Source organism: Castellaniella sp., from assembly GCF_041675725.1.
Classification (GTDB): domain Bacteria; phylum Pseudomonadota; class Gammaproteobacteria; order Burkholderiales; family Burkholderiaceae_B; genus Castellaniella.
Map to the genome: position 1 here is coordinate 1 of NZ_JBAYTI010000070.1, position 12,569 is coordinate 12,569.

Annotated in this window: 11 protein-coding genes and 3 pseudogenes; 11 read left to right on the plus strand and 3 right to left on the minus strand. The window is 64.3% G+C overall.

Features of this window, described 5'->3' with window-relative positions; all coding sequences use genetic code 11:
• From WCZ84_RS11960 to WCZ84_RS11995, 8 genes are all read left to right on the plus strand, one after another.
• Positions 1-884, plus strand: an 884-nt coding sequence (locus tag WCZ84_RS11960) for a Tm-1-like ATP-binding domain-containing protein (protein WP_372686508.1), incomplete at its 5' end; no start/stop codon positions are given.
• Between the two features lie 2 nt (positions 885-886).
• Complete coding sequence (locus WCZ84_RS11965; RefSeq protein ID WP_372686509.1) at positions 887-1,624, plus strand: hypothetical protein; 738 nt, start codon at positions 887-889, stop codon at positions 1,622-1,624.
• Positions 1,621-2,181: a DUF488 family protein gene (locus WCZ84_RS11970; RefSeq protein WP_372686510.1), complete on the plus strand. Its 561-nt coding sequence runs from the start codon at positions 1,621-1,623 to the stop codon at positions 2,179-2,181. Before WCZ84_RS11965 ends, WCZ84_RS11970 begins: the two co-directional genes overlap by 4 nt.
• Positions 2,182-2,326: 145 nt before the next feature.
• Positions 2,327-3,373, plus strand: coding sequence for a Fe(3+) ABC transporter substrate-binding protein (locus WCZ84_RS11975; protein WP_372686511.1), 1,047 nt, complete (start codon positions 2,327-2,329; stop codon positions 3,371-3,373).
• A gap of 75 nt (positions 3,374-3,448) precedes the next feature.
• Positions 3,449-5,068 carry an ABC transporter permease gene (locus WCZ84_RS11980; protein WP_372686518.1) on the plus strand — a complete coding sequence of 540 codons (1,620 nt, stop codon included), beginning with the start codon at positions 3,449-3,451 and terminating at the stop codon, positions 5,066-5,068.
• A complete protein-coding gene (locus tag WCZ84_RS11985; RefSeq protein WP_372686512.1) occupies positions 5,052-5,843 on the plus strand; it encodes an ABC transporter ATP-binding protein in 792 nt (263 codons plus the stop codon). Before WCZ84_RS11980 ends, WCZ84_RS11985 begins: the two co-directional genes overlap by 17 nt.
• A 163-nt stretch (positions 5,844-6,006) precedes the next feature.
• On the plus strand, positions 6,007-7,392 hold the full coding sequence (locus WCZ84_RS11990) for an MBL fold metallo-hydrolase RNA specificity domain-containing protein (protein ID WP_372686513.1): 1,386 nt from the start codon (positions 6,007-6,009) through the stop codon (positions 7,390-7,392).
• Positions 7,393-7,458: 66 nt separating this feature from the next.
• Positions 7,459-8,355 (plus strand): TIGR00730 family Rossman fold protein, encoded by an 897-nt coding sequence (locus WCZ84_RS11995; RefSeq protein ID WP_372686514.1) that lies wholly within the window; start codon positions 7,459-7,461, stop codon positions 8,353-8,355.
• 22 nt (positions 8,356-8,377) lie between these two features.
• Here the strand turns inward: WCZ84_RS11995 and WCZ84_RS12000 are convergent, their stop codons facing one another.
• Positions 8,378-9,343 (minus strand): Bug family tripartite tricarboxylate transporter substrate binding protein, encoded by a 966-nt coding sequence (locus WCZ84_RS12000; RefSeq protein WP_372686515.1) that lies wholly within the window; start codon positions 9,341-9,343, stop codon positions 8,378-8,380.
• Between the two features lie 107 nt (positions 9,344-9,450).
• On the opposite strand from WCZ84_RS12000, the gene dinB reads away from it, so the two are divergent.
• Positions 9,451-10,584, plus strand: a complete 1,134-nt coding sequence (dinB, locus tag WCZ84_RS12005) for a DNA polymerase IV (RefSeq protein ID WP_372686516.1) — start codon at positions 9,451-9,453, stop codon at positions 10,582-10,584.
• A gap of 24 nt (positions 10,585-10,608) precedes the next feature.
• On the opposite strand, the pseudogene WCZ84_RS12010 reads toward dinB, so the two are convergent.
• Positions 10,609-10,845 (minus strand): annotated as a pseudogene (locus WCZ84_RS12010) (acyl-CoA dehydrogenase family protein); the annotation flags it as partial.
• 445 nt (positions 10,846-11,290) lie between these two features.
• Between WCZ84_RS12010 and WCZ84_RS12015 the strand changes: the two are divergent.
• The gene (locus WCZ84_RS12015) at positions 11,291-12,088 is read left to right on the plus strand and encodes an SDR family NAD(P)-dependent oxidoreductase (protein ID WP_372686517.1); all 798 of its coding nucleotides are present in this window, start codon (positions 11,291-11,293) and stop codon (positions 12,086-12,088) included.
• A gap of 77 nt (positions 12,089-12,165) precedes the next feature.
• On the opposite strand, the pseudogene tnpA reads toward WCZ84_RS12015, so the two are convergent.
• A pseudogene (gene tnpA, locus WCZ84_RS12020) lies at positions 12,166-12,363 on the minus strand (IS200/IS605 family transposase); the annotation flags it as partial.
• A 2-nt stretch (positions 12,364-12,365) separates the two neighbouring features.
• Here tnpA and WCZ84_RS12025 point away from each other — a divergent pair.
• Positions 12,366-12,569, plus strand: a pseudogene (locus WCZ84_RS12025) (cytosine methyltransferase); the annotation flags it as partial.

A 12,569-nucleotide genomic window follows, 5' to 3' on the forward strand; every position in this document is an offset into this window, starting at 1 on the left:
CGATCGGGCTGCCCAAATTCATGGTGTCTACGCTGGCTTCGGGCGACACCTCCGGCTTCGTCGACATTTCAGACATCATCATGATGCCGGCGGTCACGGATCTGTCCGGGCTGAACCGCATTTCACGGCAGATCCTGCACAATGCCGCGCAGGCGGTGCTGGGGATGCGCACGCCGCTGCCCGTGTCGCCATCCGAACCGCGGTTGCCGGCCGTCGCGCTCACGATGTTCGGCGTCACCACGCCCTGCATCAACCAGTTGCAGGCGGCGCTGCAGGCCGATTTCGAATGCATGGTATTCCATGCCACGGGGGCGGGCGGGCGGACCATGGAAAAACTCATGGACGAGCAGGTCTTGCATGGGGTGCTCGACATCACCACGACCGAGGTCTGCGATCTGCTGTTCGGCGGGGTGCTGCCAGCCACATCCGAGCGCTTCCAGAGCCTGATCCGCCAGGGGCTGCCGTGTGTGGCCTCGCTGGGCGCCACCGACATGGTCAATTTCTGGGCGCCCGAGACCATCCCGGCCCGGTTTTCCGGCCGGCTGTTCCATCGGCACAATCCCAACGTCACCCTGATGCGTATTACGGCCGACGAGGCGCGTCAGGTCGGCGCCTGGATCGGCCAGCGCCTGGCATGCGCCACCGGGCCGCTGCACCTGCTGATTCCCGAAAAAGGGGTCTCGGCCCTGGATATCGAGGGCGGGCCGTTCTTCGACCCCGAAGCCGATGCGGCATTGTTTGCGGCCGCCACTGAAACCATCGAAGCGGCGCATAACCCCCGCTGTCACGTCGAGCGCCTGCCATTGCATATCAATGATCCGGAATTCGCCCGTCTCGCGGCACAGCGGTTCCGCGGGCTGCTGCTGGCCCGTGATGCGCATTGATCATGGTCGCGCGGGGTGATCCGGATCGGGCGCTGTTGGCGGATGCCGTACAACAAGGGCGACGCCTGCGGCGCAGAATGCTGGACGGCAGCGGCGGCTTGGTCGCCCGGTGGGGTGCAGCCGACATCCTGTACCCGCGCATCGCGCAAGTCGACGGCCTGTCGGTCGAACTGTCCGGCCTGTTGCCCAACCGCGACCACAACGCGGATCTGCTCGCGGCGCTTTCACGAGTGCACGGGGCCTCCGTTTCTGATGCGGGCGCCAGTGGGCCGGTCGTGGCGCTGTTTCTGGCCGATCCTTTTCTACGTCTACCCGACGTGGCGGGCGCTCTGCGTCGGCTCGGCCTCAGGCGTGTGGTCAACCTGCCGTCGGTGATGCAATACCAGCCGGCGTACGCACTGACCCTGGATGGCCTGGGGATCGGGCCACAACGCGAATTCCGGACGCTGGCCGCCCTGGCCGATGCGGGTTTCCAGGTGTCGACAGCCGTCGCGCATGCGCAGCATGTGACGCAGGCCCTGGCCATGCGCCCCGAGCAGGTTTTTCTGGCGCCGCGCTTCGACTGTTGGTTCGACCCGGCCATGCAAGAGACAGAATTTGCCGGGCTGTGCCAGGCGATCCGGCTGGCAGCCGGTCCGGCCCGCCCGCCGATCAGGGTCTTGCCGCCCTGGCCACGTCCAAGCGACCCGGCGCGGGCAGGGTCCACCTCCGCACAAGATACAGCACGCCCTTCACCATGATGCCCCAACAGATTGCACCACACCCCATTCATACCATTGGCCACTCGACCCGGGCACTGCCGGCATTCATCGCCCTGCTGCAGGGCGCGGCGATCGAGCAGCTCGTCGATATCCGCACGGTGCCGCGCTCGCGCACCAATCCCCAGTTCAATCAGGACAGCCTGCCGGCCGCCCTGCGGGCGCATGGGATCGAGTATGTGCACTTGACCGCGCTGGGCGGGTTGCGGCCCGCGTCCAAGACGATCAGTCCGGACGTCAATGGCTTCTGGGAAAACGCGAGCTTTCACCACTATGCGGATTACGCCATGGGCCGCGAGTTCCAGCAGGGGCTCGATACGCTCATCGGGCTGGCGCGCCAGCGCCGTTGCGCCATCATGTGTGCCGAAGCCGTGTGGTGGCGCTGCCATCGGCGCATCGTCAGCGACTACCTTCTTGCACAAGGCATCGCAGTGTCCCACATCATGGGGCCGGATCACGGGGTGCCCGCTACGCTCACGCGCGGCGCCAGGGTTCAGCCCGATGGCACGCTGCGCTACCCACCCGCGTCGGAGCACTGAAAGCGAATCCAGGGGGCAGGGCTACCTGCCTGTGGCGCTATAACCACTTTACTTGTGCAGGTGTCTCGGTTACTCTTGCATCGAATCCTTTTTGATACTCATTCTCATTCAACCATTTGATCCCCGAGATCTGCGAGGTTTTCCCATGCGTCATCCCCGCGCATCCCTGTATCAACGGCTCAAGCGGCTGGGCACCCTATCCGTCGGGCTGGCGCTGCTGGCGGCATCCAGTGCGATGGCCGCCGAAGTCAATCTGTACACCACGCGCGAGCCCAGGCTCATCCAACCCCTGCTGGACGCCTTCACCCAGGAAACCGGCGTGCAGGTCAATACGGTGTTCGTCAAAGATGGGCTGCTCGAGCGGGTGCGCGCCGAAGGCGAACAATCGCCCGCCGACGTGCTGATGACGGTGGACATCGGCAACCTGCTGGATCTGGTCGACGGGGGGGTCACCCAGCCGATTCGTTCCGAGACGCTGGATGCCGCGATACCCGCGCATCTGCGGGCCGACGATGGTCAGTGGTATACCTTGTCGCTGCGCGATCGGGTCGCGTACGTGGCCAAAGACCTGGATGTCGATCAATTGCACTACGAAGACTTTGCCGACCCGCAATGGCGCGGCAAGGTCTGCATCCGCTCCGGGCAACATCCCTACAATACCGCCTTGATCGCGGCGCTCATCGCCCATGACGGGGCCGAGGCCACCGAAGACTGGCTGCGTGGCGTCAAGGCCAATCTGGGCCGCCCGGCGACCGGGGGCGATCGCGACGTGGCGCGCGACATCCTGGGCGGCATCTGCGATATCGGGCTCGCCAACGCGTATTACGTCGGGCGCATGAAGAATGCCGAACCCGGGACGGATGCGTATCGCTGGGGCGACGCCATCAAGGTGGTGCGCCCTTCATTCAAGGCGTCGGGTGGCACGCACGTGAACATCTCGGGGGCTGCCGTGGCCCGTCATGCGCCCCATCCGGACCAGGCCGTGCAATTGCTCGAATACCTGGTGTCCGATGAGGCCCAGAGCCTGTATGCCCGGGCCAATTACGAGTACCCGGTGAAGGCGGGGGTCGAGCTGGACCCGGTCGTGGCCAGTTTTGGCGTGTTGCAGGTGGATGCATTGCCTTTGACAGAGATCGCCCGGCATCGCCGGCAGGCCAGTGAGCTCGTCGACAAGGTGGGTCTGAATCAATAAGGCCATGCCGAGCAGACCGCATTGATCGGCTTGTCGTCGAATTCGCGCCAGCAGGCCCGCCTGTGGCATTTCGGGATGCTGCTGGCGGGTTTTGCCGTGCTGGCACCGGTACTGTCGTTGCTGGTGCTGGCGGTTCAAGGCTCGCCCGGGCACTGGGCGCATCTGCTGGATCACGTGCTGCCGCATGCATTCGTGCAGACCGTGACGCTGCTCATCGGGGTGGGTGCGGTCAGTGCCGCGTTGGGTGTGGGGGGCGCCTGGCTGGTGACGGCCTACGATTTCCCGTGGCGGACCACCTTGTCCTGGGCGCTGATGCTGCCCCTGGCCGTGCCCACGTACATCGTGGCCTACGCCTACCTGGATGTGCTTCATCCGATCGGCCCCGTGCAGGGCGCCTTGCGCTGGGCATTGGGCTATGACAGCCCGCGCGAGTTCCGCTTGCCGGATTTGCGCAACCTGCCGGGCGCCATTGTATTGATGGGGTTCGTGTTGTATCCCTACGTGTACCTGACGACGCGCAGCATGTTCGCCACTCAGGCCGCCAGCCTGATCGAGGCCTCGCGCCTGCTGGGCCATGGCCCGCGCAGCACCTTTTTCCGGGTGGTTCTGCCGCTCGCCCGCCCGGCGGTGGCCGTGGGGCTGAGCCTGGTACTGCTCGAAACCCTGAATGACATTGGCGCATCCGAGTTCCTGGGCATCCAGACGTTGACGGTATCGGTTTATACGACGTGGGTCAGCCGTTCGGATCTGGCGGGTGCCGCACAAATCGCCCTGCTGATGCTGGGTCTGGTGATCGCCCTGATCGCAGCCGAGCGCCGGGGCCGCCAGCGGCTGCGCTATTCGGCCGGCCGCCGGGCCCACCCCTTGCGGCCCAGGCGCCTGGAGGGTGTCCAGGCCGGGTTGGCAACCCTGCTGGCCGCAGCCCCGGTCGTGATCGGTTTTCTCGTGCCTGCGGTCTACCTGCTCCAGCAGACGGTCGGGCGGCTCGCCCAGGAAGGGCCGCCTTCGGTCCAGCTGTTGCGCGCTGGCTGGAATACAGTGGCCATCAGCCTGTGGGCCACGCTGCTGACGTTGGCCCTTGGCCTGGTGGTGGCCTGGAGCGCCCACATCATGATCCGGCCCCGGCGCTGGCAGCAGGCCTTGCCTCGCCTGGCTACGCTGGGCTATGCCTTGCCCGGGACGGTACTGGCCATCGGCCTGCTGTTTCCAGTGATGGCGCTCGATCACGCGCTCGTCTGGTTGCGGGATTTGTTCGGGCTCGATTCCGTGCGGCTGATCCTCATGGGTTCACCGCTGGTGTTGGCCGTGGCGTACGTCATCCGCTTCCTGACGATCTCCGTCGGCAGCGTCGAGGCCGGCCTGGCACGGATCCCTGCCTCCATGGAGCAGGCGGCGCGCTTGTTGAATGAAACCCTGAATGGGACCTTGCGTCGGGTGCATCTGCCTTTGCTCAAGCCAGCCTTGGCAACGGCCGCGCTCTTGGTGTTCGTGGACAGTATGAAAGAGCTGTCGGCGACGCTGCTGCTGCGGCCCATGAATTTTGAAACGCTGGCCACCTGGCTGTATGGCGAGGCGGCCCGTGGAACCTACGAAGAGGGGGCCATCGCCGCGCTGGGGATCGTGCTCGCAGGGCTCATCCCGCTGATCATGCTCTCACGCGTACAACAACACAACCGTCATGAACACCATGCTTGAATTGGATCGTATTTCTGTCAGTTACCCCGTGGCCCGCGCCCGCCAGCCTGTGGTGCAGGGACTGAGCCTAGGCCTGGAGGCGGGGCAGATCGCCTGTTTGCTGGGGGCTTCGGGCTGCGGCAAGACCACGGTGCTGCGTGCCATTGCCGGTTTCGAGCCGCTGGATGCGGGCGAGATCCGTGTGGCGGGCCGGCTGATTTCGAGCCCGCGTCTGCGGGTTGAGCCCGAACACCGGCGCGTGGGCATGATGTTCCAGGATTATGCGCTGTTCCCCCACCTGAGCATCGAGCAGAATGTGGCCTTCGGTCTGCGGCGTACGGCGGCGTCGCGGCGTGGCCAGCAGGTGGATCGCATGCTCGAGCTCGTTGGCTTGCGGGCGCTGGCCGGGCGCTATCCACACGAGCTGTCCGGCGGGCAGCAGCAGCGGGTCGCGCTGGCGCGCGCGCTGGCGCCCGAGCCCGACCTGCTGTTGCTGGATGAACCGTTTTCCAATCTGGACGTGGATGCGCGCGAAAAGCTGGCGTACGAATTGCGCGACATCCTGAAGTCGGCCGGCCGCACGGCGCTGGTCGTCACGCACAACCAGGCCGAGGCCTTTGCCATCGCCGACCGCATTGGGATCATGCAGTGCCAATGCCTGGCCCAGTGGGATACGCCGTATGGCCTGCATCATCACCCCGCCAACCCCGAGATCGCCGACTTCATCCGCCGCGAATCGCTGCTCGCGCGCCGCGCCACGGCCTGCCTGCGGGGCGGCCCCGACACGGCGCATTGATGAAAAACGCCTGATTCCGGAAATCGATTTTTCGATCCCGAATGCCCTGTGGGTGGCTTGATCGCCTGAACACAGGCAGCGCGGGTCCAGCAAGCCAGCCGGGCACGTTTCTCCGTCGTGGCTTACTATTCCACGATTATCGACAGACGGCGGATCGACGCAGATGAAATTGAGCTTCCTGGGCGCCGCGGGCGAGGTCACCGGGTCCTGTTTCCTGATGGAAGCAGCCGGTGTCCGGTTTTTGATCGATTGCGGCCTATTCCAGGGCGGTCGCGAGGCGCTTGCCAGGAACCACCAGCCGTTCGCCTTCGATCCGGCGGGCATCGGCTTCGTGCTCCTGACCCATGCGCACATCGACCACAGCGGGCTCTTGCCCAAGCTTGCGCGCGACGGCTTCAAAGGCCCCATTTATGCCACGGCCGCCACGGTCGACCTGCTGAGCGTCATGCTGCCCGACAGTGCGCACATCCAGGAAACCGATGCCGCACGCAATGCGCGACGCTTTGGCGACCGGCGCACCCGCCCGCCGCTATATGCGCTCGCGGATGCCCAGGCCAGCCTGAAGTTGGCCCGGTGCGTCGAGTACGATCAAATTTTCTCGCCCGCCGAGGGGGTCCGATGCCGTTTCCGGGATGCAGGGCACATCATCGGGTCGGCCATCATCGAACTCTGGATCACCGAATACGGCCGAACCACCAAGCTCGTGTTCAGTGGCGACCTGGGGCAGCCCAATCGGCCCATTGTGCGCGATCCCACGCCAATCGACGAGGCGGACCTGCTGATCATGGAGTCGACTTACGGCGACCGCCTGCATCCGCCGTTGGCCGAGACCGAAAACGACATGGTCGAGGTGATCCAGCGTACGCTGTTCGAACGTGAAGGCAACGTCATCATTCCGGCCTTTGCGGTGGGCCGCACGCAGCAGATGCTGTATTTGCTGCATCGCTTCACCTGCGATGGCCGGCTCAAGAACCTGAAGGTATTCGTCGACTCTCCCATGGCCACCGACGCGACCCGCATTACGTATCGGTACCTGGAGCTGTTCGACGAACCGACGCGTGAGCTCATCGAGTGGCGCGCGTGTGCGGCCGATTTGCCATCCCTGTATTTCACGGCCAGCGTAGAAGAATCCATGGCGCTCAACCAGATCCGCTCGGGGATCATCATCATATCGGCCAGCGGCATGTGTGATGCCGGGCGTATCCGGCATCATTTGCGCCACCATTTGGCGCGCCCCGAGTGCAGTGTGCTGATTCCGGGGTTTCAGGCGGAAGGCACGCTCGGGCGGCGGCTGGTCGATGGCGTAGATCGCGTACGCCTGTTTGGCGAGGTGATCCCGGTGCGGGCTGCGATTCACACGATCGACGGCCTGTCGGCCCATGCCGATCAGACGGCCCTGCTGGGCTGGGCGTCGGCATTCCGCAAGGCCCCTGCCCAGACCTATGTGGTGCATGGCGAGCCAGCTGCGGCCCGGGCATTGGCCGACCGGCTTCATCAACGGCTGGGCTGGCATGTCATGATCCCCACGCGCGGCCAGGTGGTATCCTGATGCCCGCCTGGCTCGAATACGGGGCATGGGCCGCCGTCCGTTCATCCCGCTTTTTTCGGATCCATCATGAACCCGCCTCCAGAATCCAATGAACGCTTGCGCGCCATCCTCGAGTCGCCGTCGTACCAGTTGGCCTACGAAGACATGGCCCTGCTGGCCGAGGACGAGCTGCGGCCGCTGCGCTTCCAGCTCGAACTGATCAAGCCGGACCGCATTCTGGAAAGTCAGGGCGTACGCTCTACCATCGTGGTGTTTGGCAGCGCGCGTGTACAGGATTCCGCCACGGCCCGCAGCCTGCTTGCCGGGCTCGAGCGGCGCCAGGCCGACGCGCCCGACGACCCCGGGCTGGCTCAGGAACTGGCCCTGGCCCGCCGGCGTGTCGGACAGGCGGGCCACTATGAAGAAGCGCGGCGCTTTGCCCGGATGGTGTCAACAAGGTTCCAGCAGGCACATCGCTGTGACTTCGTGGTGGTGACCGGGGGCGGGCCCGGCATCATGGAGGCCGCCAACCGCGGGGCGTACGACGCCGGGGCGCGCTCGATCGGCCTGAACATCACCCTGCCTCACGAGCAGGACCCCAACCCCTACATCACGCCGGAACTCGCATTCCGATTCCAGTATTTCGCCCTGCGTAAAATGCATTTTCTGATGCATGCGCATGGCCTGGTGGTGTTCCCCGGGGGCTATGGCACCATGGACGAACTGTTCGAGGTCCTGACGCTGATCCAGACAAGGAAAATGCCCCGTATCCCCGTGATCCTGGTTGGCCGCGAGTTCTGGTATCGCACCATCGATTTCGAGTATCTGGCCGACGAAGGGTACATTGCGGCTGGAGACCTGGCGTTGTTCGAATACGCCGATCGAGCCGAGGAAATCCTGGCGTTGCTCGAGCAGTTTTACCGTACGATGTCCCGGCAGGTCGTGCCGCTGCCCGAGCCCTGCGACCCGCCGCCCATGTCCTGAGGCCGATGCGGGCGGCGTTTCTTTACTGTAGGCTGATGTTTTGTTCGCGGATGATGTCGCCCAGCAGTTTGGCTTCTTGTTCGACCCGCTCGCGCATGCCTTCGGGGGTGCTGCCGACCGTGGTCCAGCCCTGGGCAAAGAGCTTCTCGCGGACGTCGGGGCGCTGCAGGATTTCGACGACGACATCAGACAGCTTGGCCTGCGCATCGGCTGGCAGGCTGGCCGGCGCCACCAGGGCATCCCAGACCTCGAGATTGAAATCTTTCACGCCGGCGTCCGACAGCGACGGCACGCCCGGCACCAGATCGCTTTTCTCGCTGGAGGTGACGCCAATGGCCTTGAGCCGGCCGGACTCGACCTGGGGCATCGCCACCCCCGGCGGCATCATGGCCATTTGCACCTGCTCGCCGATCAATGCGGTGACCACGGCCGGATTGCCCCCCGTATAGGGCACCTGCATGGGTTCGAGACCGGGCACCCGGCTTTTCAGCAGTTCCATGCCCAGGTGCGAGACAGACCCCACCCCCACGGAGCCATAGTTCCAGCGGTCGCCTTCCTGGATGGCCTTGGCCAGGAACTCGGCGCCCCCCGGCTGGTCGGCCGACGTCACCAGCAGCAGGGGCGCCGTGGCGATCAGGCTGATGTAGCTGAAGTCTTTCAGGGGGTCATAGGGCAGGTCGGGGTAGAGCATCTGCGACGAGGTGAGGTTGCCGTTGATGACGATGCCCAGCGTATGGTTGTCGGTGGCCTTGGCCACGTGATCGGCCGCGATGTTGCCACTGGCACCGGGCTTGTTCTCGACCACGACCGGCTGCCCCAGTTCCTTGGACAGCGGCTCGGCCAGGGTGCGGGCGACCATGTCGGGTGTGGATCCGCCGCCAAAGCCGACCACCAGTTTGATGGGCTGGGTCGGCCAGTTTTGCGCCGTGGCTGCCAGGGGGCAGGCCAGGATTGCGGACAGGGTGAGCAGCAAAGTGCGTCGTTTCATGAGCAAAAGTCTCCTGAATGTGGGGGCCACCCGGGCCCGGGGGTCTGAGGCGCATTTTAGCTGGTCCGCCGTCCTATAATGCTGGCGATACGTACAGTGCCTTGGCCATGATCCCGGAATCCCGCCGCATCGCCCATCTCGATATGGATGCTTTTTTTGCATCGGTGGCCCTGCTGCGCTACCCCGATCTCGTCGGCCAGCCTGTCGTCATCGGGGGTCATGGGCCCGCACCCGAACCAGGATCCTATGCGCGTTTGGGGGGATACGTGGGCCGCGGCGTACTCACCACCGCCAGCTATGAAGCCCGCCAATTGGGGGTGCATTCGGCAATGGGCATGATGAAGGCGGCCCGGCTGGCGCCCGACGCCATCCTGCTGCCGGTCGATTTTCCCAGCTATCGCCATTATTCGCGGTTGTTCAAGGCGGCGGTCGCGCGGATCGCGCCGCTGGTCGAAGATCGTGGCATCGACGAAATCTACATCGACCTCACGCCGCTGCAGGCCGACAGCGCCTCGCTTGCGCGCCGGCTCAAGCAGGCTGTGTTTCAGGCAACCGGTCTGCGTTGCTCGATTGGTATTTCACCGAACAAGCTGCTGTCCAAGATCGCCTCTGATCTGGACAAGCCCGATGGCATCACCATTCTCCAGCCGGGCGACCTGGAACGCCGGATCTGGCCGTTGGCCGTCTCGAAAATCAATGGCATCGGCCCCAAGGCCACACAGAAGCTGGCGAGGCTGGGCATCCAGACCATCGCCCAGCTGGCACACGCCGATCCGGCGTTGTTGCAGCGGCACTTCGGCCATACGTATGCGCGCTGGCTGGTCGAGGTGGCTCATGGGCGTGACGACCGGCCTGTGGTCACGCATTCAGAGCCCCGCTCGATCAGCCGTGAAACCACGTTCGAGCGCGACTTGCACGTGCGCCACGACCGCACTTTGCTGTCGGCCATCCTGCGCGAACTCTGCGAGCGGCTGGCGGCGGACCTGGCGCGCAAGCAGGTGCGCAGCGGTACCATCGGCGTGAAGCTGCGGTTTGCCGATTTCTCCATCATCACGCGCGACCTCACCCTGCCCGAGGCGATTGCGGATGTCGATGCCATCCATCAGGCCGCCCGCGCCTGCCTGAAGCGGGTCGAGTTCGACCAGCGCATGCGCTTGCTGGGGGTGCGCGCCGCGAAGCTGGTGTCCGTGCGGGACGGGGACACGGGCCAGTCCCGTCCAGAGCAGCTATCGCTGTATTGAATGGCCATGGCGCCCCCGCGGCGGTCATTTTCGGGCGTATTGCACTGCCGCCTGGCCAATTCGCTCGCGGGCAATGATCAGTTTCATGATGCCTGCCGTGCCATCACCGATCTCGAGGCCCATCACGTCCCGTAGCCGCTGTTGGTGGGGCAGATCCTTGGACCACCCATAGTGGCCAAAGGTCAGCAGACATTGGTGAATGACATCGAATGCTGTCTTGGGCCCCATCCATTTGCACATCGCGGCCTCGGCCGTGTGCGGGAACGGATACCCGGGAACCCTATCGGTTGACCGACGAGCCGGCGACCATCCGCTCGTACGCCTGCGACTGGTTTCTTATTGCCAGAGCCCGCCGTTTCAGTTTGGCCACGTGGCTTTTGATTGCGGCGCGCGCGTGCTGTTTCTGGTCTTTGGCTGTATCGGTTCAGTCATGCGATTTCCAGTCGATTGATAGCGGATGATTTTATGAAGCAAGGGGCAGCACTCAGCCGGCTGCGGCGAAATAACCATGTACCGGGCGATGGAGTGCTTAGTATAGCGATTGAATTTTCAGCCGGCACGCCCCGACAGGGCGACCGATTTGAGTGAAAGAGCTTGCGTCATATTGTATTGATCTATACTATATGTATAGATAGCATATACAGTGGGGTCGCGATCGGCCCATGCGCTTGAACATTTCGTCAGCATGCTGACAAGGGTAGAGACGATGGCAGAGGCAACGCATGTTCGGGTGGTTTCGTTGGAAAAGGCAGGCGTCCTGGTCACAGGCGGTACGTCGGGGGTGGGGCTCGAGACCGCGATCCAATTCGTACAGGCTGGGGTGCGCCGCATTGCGGTCATTGGCCGCAACGAAGAACGCGGGCGGCAGGCGTGCAACGCGATCAGCGCCCATGCGCCAGATGCACAGGTCGAATTCATCGCGGCCGATGCAAATGAGGGGGGGCAGGCGGCCCGTGCGGTCGATCAGGCTGTCAAGCGCCTGGGGGCCATCGACGTGCTGGTCAACTCGACGGTGGGGCCGGCGGTGCCGCGGCTTTTCCACGCCATGCCGTTCGACGACATCGGCCCAACCGTACTGGGCCAGATGCTGGCGCCTTTGTTGATGAGCCATCTGGTCCTGCCAGGCATGCGCGAGCGCAACGGCGGGGTCATTATCAATATTGCGTCCGACGCGGCAAAAGTCGCTACGCCAGGCGAGTCGGTGATTGGCGCGGCGATGGCGGCAATCGTCATGTTCTCGCGCACGCTCGCAATCGAGGCTAAGCGGCAAGGAATCCGGGTCAATGTGATCACGCCATCGCTCATCGAGGGCACGGCCACCTATGATCGGATTTTCGCCGATTCGTTCAGCAAAAAACTGTTTACCGGTGCGGCCGCGCTTGCTCACCTTGGCGTGGCGCAGCCCGAAGATCTTGCAGGGCTGATCGTATTTCTCGCGAGTCCGGCGGCGCGCCGGATCACAGGCCAGGCGATCAGTGTGAATGGCGGGATTTCCGCCGCCTGACCCGGTGCGCGACAAGCCCCGCCGTTCAGGGCGGGGAAGGATAGCGCGGACGGCGTAGCCGTCCTGGGGTTTGGTTTTCAGTGCGGCGCCTGCTGCTGTTCGATGTACTGGCGCACGATGGAAATGGGAGCGCCGCCACAGCTTGATGCAAAGTAGGACGGCGACCACAGAGCGCCCTTCCAATAATGCTTCTGGATGTCTGGCCGTTCCTTGCGCAGAAGACGGCTGGACACGCCTTTCAGGCTGTTCACAAGATTGGAGACGGCGACCTTCGGCAGTGTGTATCGAGGACTTGCAGGTGCGGAACATGTCCAAGTCGGCGGCAGGTACGGCAGATGCACCGGGAAGAAACGTTCGGGCCAAGTCCGGCCTGAACAAATCCATCCTCGACCAAGGCTGGTTCGAGTTCCGCAGCCAACTGGACTACAAGCTGGCGTGGAAAGGCGGCTGGCTCGTTGCTGTGCCGCCGCAGAACACGAGC

Bases quoted from the DNA above. Each gene is read 5' to 3' on its own strand.
- WCZ84_RS11965 (WP_372686509.1), top strand. From the start codon at position 887: ATGGTCGCGCGGGGTGATCCGGATCGGGCGCTGTTGGCGGATGCCGTA.
- WCZ84_RS11970 (WP_372686510.1), top strand. From the start codon at position 1,621: ATGATGCCCCAACAGATTGCACCACACCCCATTCATACCATTGGCCAC.
- WCZ84_RS11975 (WP_372686511.1), top strand. From the start codon at position 2,327: ATGCGTCATCCCCGCGCATCCCTGTATCAACGGCTCAAGCGGCTGGGC.
- WCZ84_RS11980 (WP_372686518.1), top strand. From the start codon at position 3,449: ATGCTGCTGGCGGGTTTTGCCGTGCTGGCACCGGTACTGTCGTTGCTG.
- WCZ84_RS11985 (WP_372686512.1), top strand. From the start codon at position 5,052: ATGAACACCATGCTTGAATTGGATCGTATTTCTGTCAGTTACCCCGTG.
- WCZ84_RS11990 (WP_372686513.1), top strand. From the start codon at position 6,007: ATGAAATTGAGCTTCCTGGGCGCCGCGGGCGAGGTCACCGGGTCCTGT.
- WCZ84_RS11995 (WP_372686514.1), top strand. From the start codon at position 7,459: ATGAACCCGCCTCCAGAATCCAATGAACGCTTGCGCGCCATCCTCGAG.
- WCZ84_RS12000 (WP_372686515.1), bottom strand. From the start codon at position 9,343: ATGAAACGACGCACTTTGCTGCTCACCCTGTCCGCAATCCTGGCCTGC.
- dinB (WP_372686516.1), top strand. From the start codon at position 9,451: ATGATCCCGGAATCCCGCCGCATCGCCCATCTCGATATGGATGCTTTT.
- WCZ84_RS12015 (WP_372686517.1), top strand. From the start codon at position 11,291: ATGGCAGAGGCAACGCATGTTCGGGTGGTTTCGTTGGAAAAGGCAGGC.